Source organism: Streptomyces sp. NPDC051677, assembly GCF_044453465.1.
In the GTDB taxonomy this organism is placed as follows: Bacteria; Actinomycetota; Actinomycetes; order Streptomycetales; family Streptomycetaceae; genus Streptomyces.
In genome coordinates, this window is record NZ_JBITCT010000027.1 from 89,804 (window position 1) to 104,536 (window position 14,733).

Below are 14,733 nucleotides of genomic sequence, written 5' to 3' on the forward strand. Positions count from 1 at the left end.
CAGTCCTAAGCCATCCACCGGTCGGGCCGGGCGTCCAGGCGCCCGGTCCGCGACCGTTCGGCCTGGCCGCGGAGCAGCTCCGCGGCCTCCTGTGCGTCCCGCAGGCGGGCTGTGACGGTCTTGTCGGCTCCCGTGTCCACATGGACGTCCGCGAGGCGCCAGAGGCGCTGCCAGGGCCCTTGCGTCAGCCGCACGCTCTGCACCTTGGCGTGCGGCACGAGCGTCAGGGTGCGGCGCAGCAGTCCGTGCCGGGCGGCGAACACGCTGTCTGTGACGGCGATCCCGTAGCCCCGCCACCACACCGGCACACACCGCCCGGCCCGTCGCGGCGAGCGCGACAGCGAGTCCTCGGCCGGGACGCTCACCCCGGGCAGCACGCGCGCGACGACGGCCTCCGCGGCCTCGCGCGGGGCGACCGGCACAAGCACGGAGTTGGCCGAGCCGGCCACATGCAGCTCGACGCGCACCCAGCCGAGCCGCCGCCACAGCAGCGGCCGGACGATCCGCACGGTCTGCACGCGTCCGGGCGGGACCGTCTCGTGTGTACGGTCCAGCAGCCCGTGGTCGATCCGCAGCCCGTCCGGGGACTCGCCGACCGTCCAGTCGTACTCGCCGACGAACCGTCCCACGCTGCTCGCGCCCGCCGCGCCGAGCAGCGGCACACCGGTCGCGAGGACCGTCCACACGCTGTGGGTGGCCAGCCACAGCACCGGCGGCACGACCAGCGCGGCGGCCAGCGCGCCCCAGGTCGCGCCGGTCAGCACCAGTGAGATCGCCAGCTTGCGCGCCGGTACGCGCAACAGCTCGCGCGCGGGCGCCTCGCCCACTTCGTGCGCCGTCTCCGGGGCGAAACCCGCCGCCCGCGCGAGCAGCTCCGCCCGCAGTACGCGGGCCTCTTCCTCGCCCAGGAAGGCGAGTTCGTCCTTCTTCTCGGCGCCGACCACGTCGAGCCGCAGCTTCGCGACGCCCGCGATCCGCGCCAGCAGCGGCTGGCCGACGTCGATCGCCTGGATGCGTTCCAGCCGGATGTGCGCGGTGCGCCGGAACAGCAGGCCGGTCCGGATGCGCAGTTCGCTGTCCGTCACCGCGAAATGGGTGAACCACCAGGTCAGAAAGCCGTAGAGGGAGGCCGCGGGGACGAGGACGGCGAGCGCGATCAGCAGGGTCGTGGTGGTGAGCCGGGTCAGCTGCTCCTGTGCCTGGTTCGGGTCGTGCACCGCCCAGCCGACGAGGACCGCGATCGGCGCCCACGCCCGCCGGAACGGCGTGACCGGGTGCAGCCTGCGCTCGGTGACGGGCCGCTGCGGGCGGGTGCCGGAGGCGGGCCCGTCCGATATGCCGTACACGTTCGCCTCGGCAGGCGTGTCCGGGACGTCGTCCTCGACGCCCGGGGTCGTCACAGTCCCGCCGATCGGGCCTCGCCGAGCTCGGTGAGCCGGTCGCGCAGTCGTTCCGCCTCGGCCGGGTCCAGGCCCGGGATGGTCGCGTCGGTCGCGGCGGCCGCGGTGTGCAGCTGGACGCTGGCCAGCCCGAAGTGCCGCTCGACGGGACCCGAGGTGACCTCCACGAGCTGCATGCGTCCGTAGGGCACGACGGTCTCCTCGCGCCACAGCACACCCCGGCTGATCAGCAGGTCGTCGGCCCGCTCGGCGTACCGCCAGGAGCGCCAGTTACGGCCGAGCAGCACCCACCCCCAGCCGATGCCGGCCAGCGGCAGCAACGCGAACGCCGCCCACACAGGGCCGACGAACAGGCCGAGCGGCAGCCCGATGCCGACGGCCGCCAGTCCCAGCCACACCACCAGCAACAGGCGCCGCATCCGCAGCAGCCCCGGAGGCAGTCCGGTCCACACGGGTCCGGCCGATCCGGTGTCCGTCGTCTCCACGCCCCCAGGGCTCCCCGTCTCCATGCGGCCAGCGTACGTAGGGGAGACTGTGATGCATGACTCCTCAGACGGAGACCACGGTCGGGATCGGCGGTGCCGCGGAGAGCACCGACATGGTGCTCAACATCGGCCCCCAGCATCCCTCCACGCACGGTGTGCTGCGGCTGCGGCTCGTGCTGGACGGCGAGCGCATCCAGCACGCGGAGCCGGTGATCGGCTACATGCACCGTGGCGCGGAGAAGCTGTTCGAGGCCCGCGACTACCGCCAGATCGTCATGCTGGCCAACCGCCACGACTGGCTGTCGGCGTTCTCGAACGAACTGGGCGTGGTCCTCGCGGTGGAGCGGATGCTCGGCATGGAGGTGCCCCCGCGCGCGGTGTGGACCCGCACGCTGCTGGCCGAGCTGAACCGGGTGCTGAACCACCTGATGTTCCTCGGGTCGTATCCGCTGGAACTGGGCGGCATCACACCGGTCTTCTATGCCTTCCGCGAGCGCGAGGTGCTCCAGAACGTCATGGAGGAGGTCTCCGGCGGGCGCATGCACTACATGTTCAACCGCGTCGGCGGCCTCAAGGAGGACATCCCGGCGGGCTGGTCCACGCGCGCGCGTGGCGCCGTCGCCGCGGTGCGTTCCCGCATGGACGTCTTCGACGACCTCGTGCTCGGCAACGAGATCTTCCGGGGGCGCACGCGGGACGTGGGCGTCCTCGCGCCGGAGCATGTGCACGCGTACGGCGTGAGCGGGCCCATCGCGCGGGCCTCGGGCGTCGACTTCGACCTGCGCCGCGACGAGCCCTATCTCGCGTACGGCGAGCTGCAGGACACCCTGAAGGTGGTGCACCGGACCGAGGGCGACTGCCTCGCGCGCTTCGAGTGCCTCCTGGAGCAGACGCACAACGCGCTCGACCTCGCGGACGCGTGCCTGGACCGGCTCGCCGACCTGCCGCCCGGCCCCGTCAACCAGCGGCTCCCGAAGGTCCTCAAGGCGCCCGAGGGGCACACGTACGCGTGGACCGAGAACCCGCTCGGCATCAACGGCTACTACCTCGTCAGCAAGGGCGAGAAGACCCCGTACCGGCTGAAGCTGCGCTCGGCGTCGTACAACAACATCCAGGCGCTCACCGAACTGCTGCCGGGCACGCTGGTCGCGGACATGGTGGCGATCCTGGGGTCGATGTTCTTCGTGGTCGGGGACATCGACAAGTAGGGATCACACCGCAGTGTCGAGCGGGTCCGGAATTCCAACCGGCTGGAGAAGCCACCCGAAGTCGCCCAGTCCGTCCGCCGCGGTGAGCTCGGCGGCCTCTCCGGCGCTCGCGAGGGCGCGCACATAGGCCGCGGGGTCGGTGGAGGCGAGCGCGAGCGGGGGGCGTGCGCCGGTCACGCCCAGGGCGTGCAGCGCCGTGCGTTGGGTGAGCAGACGGGCGCAGGAGCCCCTCTCGCCCGCCTCCGCGCACGCGTCCAGCGCGACGTGGGCCGTGATGTCGCAGGACCCGTCCGGCACGGGCGCCGTCTCACGGCCCTCCCGGAAGCCGGTGAGCGTCCCGAACGGGGGGCGTGCGTCCGCCGAGTGCGCGTAGTCCACCGCCACCGCGAGCCCCCGTACGACGCAGCCGACGGCGGACGCCCACGCGGTGTCCCGGGGCAGCCCGATCTCCGCCCGGAGCCCTTCCTCGCGCGCCGACGGCCACGGCCACCAGCGGGCGAGCCACTGCGCCTCCGCGCCGGACAACGGCTCCCCGAGCCGTTCGACCCCGTCGTCGCGGACGAGCACCAGCCGCGCCACCCCCGCGGCGTCGACTTCCGCGACCTCCAGGGGCACGTTGTCGAGCCACTCGTTGGCGAACAACAGACCGGTGACCTGTTGTGGGGGCTCGGGCAGCCACTCGATCCGGGGAGCGAGGCCCTCGGGGCGGCCGACGACTTCGACGGCGTACGCGCGCGTGCGGGCCGCCACGTCGTCGGGGAGCGCGGCGAGCACCGCGGTGACCAGTTCGCCCCGGCCGGCGGCCATGTCGACGAAGTCGAGCGACGCGGGACGGCCCAGCGCCTCGTCGACCCGGCAGAGGAGCCGGGCCACGGCCCCGGCGAAGAGCGGCGAGGCGTGCACGGACGTGCGGAAGTGCCCGGCCGGGCCCTCGGGCCGCCGGTAGAAGCCGCTCGTCGCATCGGTGCCGTACAGCGCGGCCTGCGTCGCGGCCCGCCAGCCGCGCCATCCGCCCGGATCGGTCACCTCGTCCACCATCCGGTCAGACTAGGCGTACAGGTGATCACGGCATCCACCTTGCGGAGTACGCACGCCCGCACCGGATCGGCCCTCCGGTTGACCCCTGCACGCATCGGCCTTCCCTACGCTGGGTTACGTGCAGCGCCTCTATGACTTCCTCCGCAGACACCCGACCTGGGTCGACGGCTTCTGGGCCTTCGTCCTGTTCGGGATCTCCGCGGCTGCCGGAACCGCGGGACAGGACCGCGGCGGCACCGACTCCATGGCGCTGCTGGTGCCGGTCGTGTTCCTGTTGTGCCTGGTCATAGCGTTGCGTCGGCTCATGCCCGAGAAGATGCTCGTGCTTGCCGCAGCGCTCGGACTGGCTCAGCTGGTGCTGAACGTCGGGGTCACGGCGGCCGACTTCGCCCTCCTGGTGATCGTCTACACGGTCGCCGCGACCGGCGCTCGCTGGGCCTCCCGCCTCTCCCTGGTCATGGCGCTGAGCGCGGCCACCCTCGCGCAGGTGCGCTGGCCGCACGAGAACGCGAGCGTGCCCGGCCAGGTGGCGGTCATCGTCTTCCAGACGGTGCCGTTCGCCCTCGCCTGGGTGCTGGGCGACTCCATTCGCACCCGTCGCGCCTACTTCGCTCAGCTGGAGGAGCGCGCGGAGCGTCTGGAGAAGGAGCGCGAGGCGCAGGCGAAGGTCGCGGTCGCCGCGGAGCGCGCCCGCATCGCGCGCGAGCTGCACGACGTCGTCGCGCACAACGTGTCGGTGATGGTGGTGCAGGCCGACGGCGCCGCCTATGTCCTCGACGCCGCGCCCGACCAGGCGAAGAAGGCCCTGGAGACGATCTCCTCCACCGGCCGGCAGGCCCTCGCCGAGATGCGCCGCCTGCTGGGCGTGCTGCGCACCGGCGAGCACCAGGAGGGCGGCGAGTACGTGCCGCAGCCGGACGTCGAGCAGATCGAGGACCTCGTCGAGCAGTGCCGCGGTTCGGGTCTGCCGGTGGACTTCAAGGTCGAGGGCACTGCGCGGCCGCTGCCCAGCGGCGTCGAGCTGACGGCGTACCGCATCGTGCAGGAGGCGCTCACGAACACGCGCAAGCACGGCGGACCGAACGCGGGCGCGAGCGTGCGCCTGGTCTACTTCGACGACGGCCTCGGCCTGCTCGTCGAGGACGACGGCAAGGGCGCCCCGCACGAGCTGTACGAGGAAGGCGGCGCCGACGGTGCGGGCCATGGCCTGATCGGCATGCGCGAGCGGGTCGGCATGGTGGGCGGCACCCTGGACGCGGGCCCGCGGCCCGGCGGAGGATTCCGCATCAGCGCCCTGCTCCCGCTCAAACCCGCGCATTGACGCCGATGTGCGCCCCCTGTTGACACCTGTCACGCCCCCCTCGCTGCCACCCAGCGAAGACCCACGGAAGAGGACCTCATGACCATCCGCGTGATGCTCGTCGACGACCAGGTGCTGCTGCGCACCGGGTTTCGGATGGTGCTCGCCGCCCAGCCGGACATGGAGGTCGTGGCGGAGGCGGGCGACGGTGTCGAGGCCCTGCAGGTGGTGCGGTCCACGGAGGTGGACGTCGTGCTGATGGACGTCCGCATGCCGAAGCTGGACGGCGTGGAGGCCACCCGGCGCATCTGCGCGGAGCCCGAACCGCCGAAGGTGCTGATCCTGACCACCTTCGACCTGGACGAGTACGCGTTCTCCGGACTGAAGGCCGGAGCCTCCGGCTTCATGCTGAAGGACGTGCCGCCGGGTGAGCTCCTCGCCGCCATCCGCTCCGTGCACAGCGGCGACGCCGTGGTCGCCCCGTCCACCACCCGCCGACTCCTCGACCGGTTCGCGCCGATGCTGCCCAGCGCCGGCAAGGAACCCCAGCACAAGGGGCTGGAGCGGCTCACGGAGCGGGAGCGCGAGGTGATGGTGCTGGTCGCCCAGGGGCTGTCCAACGGGGAGATCGCGGCCCGGCTGGTGCTGTCCGAAGCGACCGTCAAGACCCACGTGGGCCGCATCCTCACCAAGCTGGGCCTGCGCGACCGGGTTCAGGTGGTGGTCCTGGCGTATGAGACGGGGCTCGTCCGCGCGGGCGGCCACTGAGCCCCGCCTGGACAGGTCCTAGCGGAGGATCCCCTCCAGGAAGTCGCTGCCCAGCCGGGCCACCACGGTCACATCGAGCTGGTGCAGCACGTACCGACCGCGCCGGCGCGTGGTGAGCAGGCCCGCCTTCTTCAGGACGCCGAGGTGGCGGGATATCTCGGGGGCCGTCATGCCGTGGACCTGGGCCAGCTCGGTCGTGGTGTAGGCGCTGCGGGCCAGTTGGCGGCAGATCCGCATCCGCACGGGGTGGGACAGCGCGGTCAGCCGCAGCGTCAGCTGCTCCACCGACGGCGGTGACGTCAGCTCCGGCGAACCGACCGGGTAGTGGATCACCGGCTGCCAGCCGTACCGGTGCAGCACCGCCAGGTGCGGCCAGCCGAGACTCGTCGGCACCAGCAACAGGCCCCCGTCGCCCGTGGTGCAGCGGCCGTCGACCAGTTTGTCGACGACGATCCGCGCGGTGTGCTCGTCCAGTGTCACGGCCGGGGACACCGCGGTGAGCGCTTCGGCCAGGCCCTTGCGGCGCAGCAGGTCCGTCTTGTGGCGGGCGTCCGCCGCGAGAGCGTGGCTCACGCGGGCCCAGACGTCGGCGAAGAACGCCTCTTCGCAGTCCTCCAGGAACTCCCTCAGCCAGGCACGCACGCGTGGCGGGTCATCGAGCACCCGCCGGGTGAACCGCACCTGGCGCGGTCCGCGCGAGGCGGCCAGTTCGAAGGTGCGGCTCTGCAGAGCGGGGTCGGACAGGACGCTGGGGGCCGGCAGGTCGTACCCGGGCGCGCAGGTGAACTCCAGGGCGAGGTCCACGAACTCCTCGTCCGTCAGCTTGTCCAGGAGGTCGAGTTCCTCGGCGAGCGTGGCTCCGGGGAGCGTGCTGCGGCCCGGGATGCCCGCGTAGGGGAGGAAGAGGTCCGAGAAAGTCGTCCGCCACAGGAAGTCGGCCTCGCACATCCGGTCGGCCAGCCGTGGGTCGAGCCGGGCGGTGACGCCGGTGACCCAGCCCTGCAGGCCGGGGTGGTGCCCCGGCTCGGACAGTGCGTGCAGTGCCTGACCGAGCTCGGCCAGGGGCGAGGGAACGACGGCGACCCTGTCCGGCCGCAGCCCCGCGATGTCGATGTTCACGCCCATGCCCTCATGGTGCACCTCGCCACTGACAGGGCGGTTCCCGATTGACGGCCGCCGTCAATCGACGCGACGCGGGGCACGGGCCGGGCGCAGCCTGAGGACACCGGGGCCGCCGCGGAGCCTTCCGGATTCCCCTTCCACGTCCCGACACGTCCCGAAGAGGCATCGGCCATGAGCATCACGCAGCAGTACGCCCTCGACGCCTACCGCGCCCGGCAGCACGGCGAGCCCCCCGTCCCGGCGCCCGGCGCCCACGACTGGCAGGTGATGCGCGAACTGCGCGACTACCAGCAGTTCCGCGCGGTCCTCGCGAGCCGTCCCGCGCGCGGGCGGCTGCGCCGGGCACTGGCCCGCCGACTGCGCCCGCGCCCCACCTGCTGACCCCCACCCGCTGACCTGCGCCGGCCGACCCTCCTACCTGCTGACCCCCTGCTTGCCGGCCTCCTCGACCACGCGTGCCACCCGGTCCATGAAGTCTGCGACCGCCGCCCTCACGTCGTCCGCCGTCCACGTGAGGCCGGCGGCGCGGACGGAGACCTCGGTGTGAGACAGCCCCGGGCCGCCGCGCTCCCATGCGGTGGCGAAGAGCATCGTCTTCGTCTCCTCGGCCTGGAGCGCCGCCGCTTCGGCGAGCACGTCCGCCTCGTACGGCAGCCAGACCTGGAACTCGTGGGTGTGCGGCACCTCGGGGTGCACACGGGCCCACGGCACCCCGGCCTCGGCGAACCCCTCGCGCAGTGCGGCGGCCACCACGCGCGCGTGGGCCACGTATTCCGGCAGCCGCGGCAGTTCCCGCTCCAGGCCGATGAGGGCGGACAGTGCGGTGGGAAACTGCTGGAAGATCATTCCGCCGTAGCGGTGCCGCCAGGTCTTCGCCTCCTCCACCAGCGACTTCGGGCCGGCGAGCGCGGCGCCGCCGAAGCCGTCGAGGGACTTGTAGAACGACACATAGACGCTGTCCGCCAGGTCCGCTATCTCCCGCAGGGGGCGGCCGAAGTGGTGGGTCGTCTCCCACAGCCGCGCGCCGTCGAAGTGCACCACCGCGTCGCGCTCGCGCGCCGCCTCGACGACCTCGGTCAGCTCCTCCCAGGAGGGGAGCACGAAACCGGCGTCCCTGAGGGGCAGTTCCAGCATCAGCGCCCCGAACGGCTCCTCGAAGCCGCGGACCTCCTCGGCCGTGGGCAGACGGGGCTCGCGCGTCACCTGGACCGTGCGCAGCTCGCTGACGGTGGTGAACGCGCCCCGCTCCCATACCTCGGGATGACTCAGCGCGTGCAGCGCGACCGTGGGGTTGCCGGTGCGGCCCGCCCAGCAGCGCAGGGCGATCTGCTGGGCCATCGTGCCGGTCGGGAAGAACGCGGCGGCCTCCGTCCCCAGCAGTTCGGCGACCCGCTCCTCAAGGGCCTCCACGATCCTGTCGCCGTACATGTCCCCGGGTTCGTCCAGGTCGTAGACCTGTGCGGCCTCCTGCAGCAGCAGGGCCAGCCGATCCCGCAGCGAGCTCCGGAAGCCGCCGCGCGACAGGACGCGTTCCGCCTCCCGGAAGGCGACCGCCCGCCGCTCCCGCAGGCGCTGCCGCGCCGTCTTCTCATCGTCGTGCTCTGCCGTGTTCGCCATGCCCCGGATGATGCCGTGCGGCGGCTCGCGTCGGCACGCGCATTTCCGGCCCCCGCCCGGCACCGGAAGCCAGCCGGGGAAGGCAGCCGGGGGAAGCAGGCGGGGAGCAGGCGGGGAGCGGGCAGGAAGCGGGTGGGAAAGCCCACAGCCTGTGGACAACCGGACGTCTCTCGAACCGATCGCGTTAACATGACGAGAAATCGTCCGGTACCCGGAGCGGACTGGAACGGAAGGCCGTCGTCGCGTGAGTACAGCCCAACAGCCAGACCCCAGGGACCGCCCCGCGCGGCTCGCCGTGGGCGTGGTCGGCGCCGGCCGGGTGGGTCCCGCCCTGGCTGCGTCCCTCCAGCTCGCCGGGCACCGCCCGGTCGCCGTCTCCGGCGTCTCCGACGCCTCCAGGAGGCGCGCCGCGCTCCTGCTGCCCGACGTGCCCCTCGTCCCGCCCGCCGAGGTCCTCCAGCGCTCGGACCTGGTGCTGCTGACCGTCCCCGACGACACCCTGCCCGGCCTCGTGGAGGGCCTCGCCGAGACCGGCGCCGTACGGCCGGGCCAGCTGCTCGTGCACACCTCCGGGCGGTACGGCGCGAAGGTCCTCGACCCCGCCCTGCGCGCGGGCGCGCTGCCGCTCGCGCTGCACCCCGCGATGACGTTCACCGGCACGCCCGTGGACGTCCAGCGCCTGGCCGGCTGCTCCTTCGGCGTCACCGCGCCCGACGAGCTGCGGCTGGCCGCGGAGGCTCTCGTGATCGAGATGGGCGGCGAGCCGGAGTGGATCGCCGAGGAACGCCGGCCGCTCTACCACGCAGCCCTCGCCCTGGGCGCCAACCACCTGGTCACGCTGGTCGCCCAGTCCATGGAGCTGCTGCGCGCGGCCGGCGTCGACGCCCCCGACCGGATGCTCGGCCCGCTGCTCGGCGCCGCCCTCGACAACGCGCTGCGTTCCGGCGACGGGGCGCTCACCGGCCCCGTCGCGCGCGGGGACGCGGGCACGGTCGCCGCGCACGTCGCGCAGCTGCGCGAGCACGCCCCGCAGACCGTCGCCGGCTACCTCGCGATGGCCCGCGCGACCGCCGACCGCGCGCTCGCCCACGGGCTCCTCAAGCCCGAACTGGCCCAGGACCTCCTCGGCGTGCTCGCCGAGGGCGCCCACGGCACTCCTGGCAGCCCCGGAACTCCCGGCCCGCACGGCACCGAAGGAGATGCCGGATGACCACCATCCTGCTGCGCACCGCCGGCGAACTGCACGCACGCACGCGTGGCGGCCGCCGGGCCGTCGTGATGACCATGGGCGCCCTGCACGAGGGCCACGCCACGCTCGTGCGCACCGCCCGCGAACTCGCCGGGCCGGACGGCGAGGTCGTCGTCACAGTCTTCGTCAACCCGCTGCAGTTCGGCGCGGGCGAGGACCTCGACCGCTACCCGCGCACCCTGGACGCCGACGTCAAGATCGCCGAGCAGTCCGGAGCGGACGTGGTGTTCGCCCCCGCCGTGGACGAGGTCTACCCGGGCGGCGAGCCCCAGGTCCGCATCACCGCTGGCCCCATGGGGGAGCGCCTGGAGGGCAGTTCGCGCCCCGGGCACTTCGACGGCATGCTCACCGTCGTCGCCAAGCTGCTGCACCTCACCCGGCCCGACGTGGCCCTGTTCGGGCAGAAGGACGCCCAGCAGCTCGCCCTGATCCGCCGCATGGTGCGGGACCTGAACTTCGGCGTGGAGATCGTCGCCGTGCCCACCGTGCGCGAAGACGACGGGCTGGCCCTGTCCAGCCGCAACCGCTACCTGTCCGCCAAGGAGCGGCGCACCGCGCTCGCGCTCTCCCAGGCCCTGTTCGCGGGCGGCGACCGGCACGCCGCGCAGGAGGCGCTGCGAGCACGCGCGCGTGAGGTGCCCGCCACGCAGGCGCGCGCCGAGGCGCTCAGCGCCATAGGGGAGTCCCGCGCGGCCGCCGACGCGCACGCCGTCGCCAAGGCCACGCCCGGCAACCCCGCGGCCGTCCGCGCGGCCGCCCGCATGGTCCTCGACGACGCCGCCCGCCTCGACCCGCCGCTGCAACTGGACTACCTCGCGCTCGTCGACCCGTCCGACTTCACCGAGATCGAGGACGACTTCACCGGCGAGGCCGTCCTCGCCGTCGCCGCCCGGGTCGGCACGACCCGGCTGATCGACAACCTCCCCCTCACCTTCGGAGCCGCCTCGTGACCAGCACAGGCATACGACTGCACGCGCCCGCGCCCGGGTGGAGCATCGCCGCTGACGTCGTCGTCGTCGGTTCCGGCGTCGCCGGCCTGACCGCGGCCCTGCGCTGCGAGGCTGCCGGCCTGAAGACGGTCGTCGTCACCAAGGCCCGCCTCGACGACGGCTCCACCCGCTGGGCGCAGGGCGGCATAGCAGCGGCCCTGGGCGAGGGCGACACGCCCGAACAGCACCTGGACGACACGTTGGTGGCGGGCGCGGGCCTGTGCGACGAGGACGCCGTCCGGATCCTCGTCACCGAGGGCCCCGACGCCGTGCGCCGGCTGATCGAGACCGGCGCCCACTTCGACGAGTCCGAGGAAGGCGGCCTGGAGCTCACCCGCGAGGGCGGCCACCACCGCCGCCGTATCGCACACGCGGGAGGCGACGCGACCGGCGCGGAGATCTCCCGCGCGCTCGTCGAGGCGGTACGCGCGCGTGGCTTGCGCACGATTGAGAACGCGCTCGTGCTGGACCTGCTCATGGACGCCGACGGCCGCACCGCGGGCGTCACCCTGCACGTCATGGGCGAGGGCCAGCACGACGGCGTGGGCGCCGTGCACGCCCCCGCGGTCGTCCTGGCGACCGGCGGCATGGGACAGGTGTTCTCCGCCACCACCAACCCGTCGGTGTCCACCGGCGACGGCGTGGCGCTGGCCCTGCGCGCGGGCGCGGAGGTCTCCGACCTGGAGTTCGTCCAGTTCCACCCGACCGTGCTGTTCCTCGGCGCCGACGCGGAGGGCCAGCAGCCCCTCGTCTCGGAGGCCGTGCGCGGCGAGGGCGCCCACCTGGTGGACGCGGACGGCGTGCGCTTCATGGTCGGGCAGCACGAGCTCGCCGAGCTCGCGCCCCGGGACATCGTCGCCAAGGGCATCATGCGCCGCATGCAGGAGCAGGACGCCGAGCACATGTTCCTCGACGCCCGGCACTTCGGCGCCGACATGTGGGAGCACCGCTTCCCGACGATCCTCGCCGCCTGCCGAGCGCACGGCATCGACCCGGTCACCGAGCCCGTCCCGGTCGCCCCGGCCGCCCACTACGCCTCCGGAGGCGTGCGCACCGACTCCCACGGCCGCACGACCGTGCCGGGCCTGTACGCGTGCGGGGAGGTCGCCTGCACCGGCGTGCACGGCGCGAACCGGCTCGCGTCGAACTCCCTCCTGGAGGGCCTCGTCTACGCGGAGCGCATCGTCGCCGACATCGCCGCGAGCCAGGCGGACGACGGCCTCCACGCGCGCGTGCCCGCGCCGGTGGAGCGCCCCGAGAAGCCCGCGCACCCGCTGCTGGCCCCCGAGGCCCGGTTCGCCATCCAGCGGATCATGACCGTCGGCGCGGGCGTCCTGCGCTCCGCCGAGTCCCTGAAGAAGGCCGCCGACCACCTTCAGAGGCTGCACAGCGAGGCCCGCGACGCCCTCGACGAGAACGGCAAGACGGCCGAGCCCGGCGTCGACACCTGGGAGGCCACCAACCTCCTGTGCGTAGCGCGCGTCCTGGTCGCCGCCGCCCGGCGGCGCGAGGAGACCCGTGGCTGCCACTGGCGTGAGGACCACGCCGACCGCGACGACGCGAACTGGCGGCGTCACATCGTCGTCCGGCTGAATCCGGACCGCACGCTCGCCGTACACACCACCGATACCGCAGACTTCCCCCCGACCCGGCAGCACCAGCCGGAGCACCGTCCCCAGGAGCAGTGACAGAAGTGAGCACCCCCGACCTTCCCCTCGCCCAGAGCGGCGGCTGCGGCGACGGCTGTGCCTGTGGCGCCGACGCCGAGTTCGCCGACGCGGAATACATGGAGTGCGGGCTGGACCCCGCGCTCGCCCAGCTCCTGGCCGACGCCGGTCTCGACCCCGTCGAGGTCGAGGACATCGCCAACGTCGCCATCCAGGAGGACCTGGACCACGGTGTCGACGTGACGACGGTCGCGACCATCCCCGAGGACGCGGTCGCCACCGCCGACTTCACCGCGCGCGAGACGGGCGTGGTCGCGGGCCTCAGGATCGCCGAGGCGGTCGTCTCGGTCGTCTGCTCGGACGAGTTCGAGGTCGAGCGGCACGTGGAGGACGGCGACCGGGTGGAGGCCGGCCAGAAGCTGCTGTCGGTCACCACGCGCACGCGTGACCTCCTCACCGCCGAGCGCAGCGCGCTCAACCTGCTGTGCCGCCTGTCCGGCATCGCGACCGCCACGCGCGCGTGGGCGGACGTCCTGGAGGGCACCAAGGCACGCGTGCGTGACACCCGGAAGACGACGCCGGGCCTGCGCTCCCTGGAGAAGTTCGCCGTCCGCTCCGGCGGAGGCGTCAACCACCGCATGTCGCTGTCGGACGCGGCTCTGGTCAAGGACAACCACGTGGTCGCCGCCGGCGGCGTGACCCGGGCCTTCGAGGCCGTACGGGAGGCCTTCCCGGACGTGCCGATCGAGGTCGAGGTCGACACCCTGCACCAGCTGCGCGAGGTCGTCGACGCCGGAGCGGACCTGATCCTGCTGGACAACTTCACGCCCGGCGAGTGCGCCGAGGCCGTCGGCATCGTCGCCGGGCGCGCCCTGCTGGAGGCGTCGGGCCGGCTGACCCTGGAGAACGCCAAGGCGTACGCCGACACAGGCGTCGACTTCCTCGCCGTGGGCGCTCTGACGCACTCCTCGCCGATCCTTGACATCGGTCTGGATCTGCGAGCGGCCGAGTAGGAACGGGGAACGGCCATGCTGCTGACGATCGACGTGGGCAACACGCACACCGTGCTCGGCCTGTTCGACGGTGAGGACATCGTCGAGCACTGGCGGATCTCCACCGACGCCCGCCGCACCGCGGACGAACTCGCCGTACTCCTGCAGGGCCTCATGGGCATGCACCCGCTCCTCGGGGACGATCTGGGCGACGGCATCGACGGGATCGCGATCTGTGCCACCGTGCCCTCCGTGCTGCACGAGCTGCGCGAGGTGACGCGGCGCTACTACGGCGACGTCCCCGCGGTGCTCGTCGAACCCGGCGTGAAGACGGGCGTGCCGATCCTTTTCGACAACCCCAAGGAGGTCGGCGCCGACCGCATCATCAACGCGGTCGCGGCCAACGAGCTCTACGGCGGCCCGGCGATCGTCGTCGACTTCGGAACGGCGACGACGTTCGACGCGGTCTCCGCGCGCGGGGAGTACGTCGGCGGCGTCATCGCCCCGGGCATCGAGATCTCCGTCGAGGCCCTGGGCGTCAAGGCCGCCCAGCTGCGCAAGATCGAGCTGGCCAGACCCCGGAGCGTGATCGGCAAGAACACGGTCGAGGCGATGCAGTCCGGCATCGTCTACGGGTTCGCCGGCCAGGTCGACGGAGTGGTGACCAGGATGGCCCGAGAGCTGGCGGACGACCCGGACGACGTGACGGTGATCGCCACGGGCGGACTGGCGCCGACGGTCCTCGGAGAGTCCTCGGTGATCGACGAACACGAGCCGTGGCTGACGCTGATCGGGCTGCGCCTGGTGTACGAGCGCAACGTCTCGCGCATGTGAGCGGCGAACCGGCGGAGCCGACGCGGCCGCCCTCCGACGCACGCCGACGCACGCCGGCACGGGC

Annotated in this window: 14 protein-coding genes; 9 read left to right on the forward strand and 5 right to left on the reverse strand. The window is 73.1% G+C overall.

Annotation, left to right across the window (positions count from 1 at the left end; genetic code table 11):
• Positions 1 to 5: 5 nt before the first annotated feature.
• Together ACIBAF_RS28720 and ACIBAF_RS28725 are read right to left on the reverse strand one after the other, a co-directional pair.
• Complete coding sequence (locus ACIBAF_RS28720) at positions 6 to 1,400, reverse strand: PH domain-containing protein (protein ID WP_399466806.1); 1,395 nt, start codon at positions 1,398 to 1,400, stop codon at positions 6 to 8.
• Positions 1,397 to 1,909, reverse strand: a complete 513-nt coding sequence (locus ACIBAF_RS28725) for a PH domain-containing protein (RefSeq protein WP_399466807.1) — start codon at positions 1,907 to 1,909, stop codon at positions 1,397 to 1,399. The genes ACIBAF_RS28720 and ACIBAF_RS28725 overlap by 4 nt, the downstream gene beginning before the upstream one ends.
• A gap of 32 nt (positions 1,910 to 1,941) precedes the next feature.
• Between ACIBAF_RS28725 and ACIBAF_RS28730 the strand changes: the two genes are divergently transcribed.
• Entirely contained in the window at positions 1,942 to 3,093 is a 1,152-nt protein-coding gene (locus ACIBAF_RS28730) for an NADH-quinone oxidoreductase subunit D (protein ID WP_399466808.1), read from the forward strand.
• 3 nt (positions 3,094 to 3,096) lie between these two features.
• On the opposite strand, the gene ACIBAF_RS28735 is transcribed toward ACIBAF_RS28730, so the two are convergent.
• Positions 3,097 to 4,131: an SAM-dependent methyltransferase gene (locus ACIBAF_RS28735; protein ID WP_399466809.1), complete on the reverse strand. Its 1,035-nt coding sequence runs from the start codon at positions 4,129 to 4,131 to the stop codon at positions 3,097 to 3,099.
• Positions 4,132 to 4,249: 118 nt separating this feature from the next.
• Between ACIBAF_RS28735 and ACIBAF_RS28740 the strand changes: the two genes are divergently transcribed.
• Together ACIBAF_RS28740 and ACIBAF_RS28745 are read left to right on the forward strand one after the other, a co-directional pair.
• Positions 4,250 to 5,452, forward strand: a complete 1,203-nt coding sequence (locus tag ACIBAF_RS28740; RefSeq protein ID WP_399466811.1) for a sensor histidine kinase — start codon at positions 4,250 to 4,252, stop codon at positions 5,450 to 5,452.
• A gap of 78 nt (positions 5,453 to 5,530) precedes the next feature.
• Entirely contained in the window at positions 5,531 to 6,199 is a 669-nt protein-coding gene (locus tag ACIBAF_RS28745) for a response regulator (protein WP_399466813.1), read from the forward strand.
• A gap of 18 nt (positions 6,200 to 6,217) precedes the next feature.
• On the opposite strand, the gene ACIBAF_RS28750 is transcribed toward ACIBAF_RS28745, so the two are convergent.
• The gene (locus ACIBAF_RS28750; protein ID WP_399466814.1) at positions 6,218 to 7,324 is read right to left on the reverse strand and encodes a DUF5937 family protein; all 1,107 of its coding nucleotides are present in this window, start codon (positions 7,322 to 7,324) and stop codon (positions 6,218 to 6,220) included.
• 168 nt (positions 7,325 to 7,492) lie between these two features.
• Between ACIBAF_RS28750 and ACIBAF_RS28755 the strand changes: the two genes are divergently transcribed.
• On the forward strand, positions 7,493 to 7,702 hold the full coding sequence (locus ACIBAF_RS28755) for a hypothetical protein (protein ID WP_399466815.1): 210 nt from the start codon (positions 7,493 to 7,495) through the stop codon (positions 7,700 to 7,702).
• 33 nt (positions 7,703 to 7,735) lie between these two features.
• Here ACIBAF_RS28755 and ACIBAF_RS28760 read toward each other — a convergent pair whose 3' ends face one another.
• On the reverse strand, positions 7,736 to 8,938 hold the full coding sequence (locus ACIBAF_RS28760; RefSeq protein ID WP_399466816.1) for a threonine aldolase family protein: 1,203 nt from the start codon (positions 8,936 to 8,938) through the stop codon (positions 7,736 to 7,738).
• Positions 8,939 to 9,182: 244 nt separating this feature from the next.
• Between ACIBAF_RS28760 and ACIBAF_RS28765 the strand changes: the two genes are divergently transcribed.
• Genes ACIBAF_RS28765 through ACIBAF_RS28785 form a run of 5 tightly spaced genes read left to right on the forward strand, consistent with a single transcriptional unit; the run spans position 9,183 to position 14,669 of the window.
• Complete coding sequence (locus ACIBAF_RS28765; protein ID WP_399466818.1) at positions 9,183 to 10,148, forward strand: Rossmann-like and DUF2520 domain-containing protein; 966 nt, start codon at positions 9,183 to 9,185, stop codon at positions 10,146 to 10,148.
• Positions 10,145 to 11,137 carry a pantoate--beta-alanine ligase gene (gene panC / locus ACIBAF_RS28770; RefSeq protein ID WP_399466819.1) on the forward strand — a complete coding sequence of 331 codons (993 nt, stop codon included), beginning with the start codon at positions 10,145 to 10,147 and terminating at the stop codon, positions 11,135 to 11,137. The genes ACIBAF_RS28765 and panC overlap by 4 nt, the downstream gene beginning before the upstream one ends.
• Positions 11,134 to 12,864 (forward strand): L-aspartate oxidase, encoded by a 1,731-nt coding sequence (locus ACIBAF_RS28775; protein WP_399466820.1) that lies wholly within the window; start codon positions 11,134 to 11,136, stop codon positions 12,862 to 12,864. The genes panC and ACIBAF_RS28775 overlap by 4 nt, the downstream gene beginning before the upstream one ends.
• 5 nt (positions 12,865 to 12,869) lie before the next feature.
• Complete coding sequence (nadC, locus tag ACIBAF_RS28780; protein WP_399466821.1) at positions 12,870 to 13,856, forward strand: carboxylating nicotinate-nucleotide diphosphorylase; 987 nt, start codon at positions 12,870 to 12,872, stop codon at positions 13,854 to 13,856.
• 15 nt (positions 13,857 to 13,871) lie between these two features.
• Positions 13,872 to 14,669 (forward strand): type III pantothenate kinase, encoded by a 798-nt coding sequence (locus ACIBAF_RS28785; RefSeq protein ID WP_079660679.1) that lies wholly within the window; start codon positions 13,872 to 13,874, stop codon positions 14,667 to 14,669.
• The last annotated feature ends 64 nt before the right edge of the window (positions 14,670 to 14,733 follow it).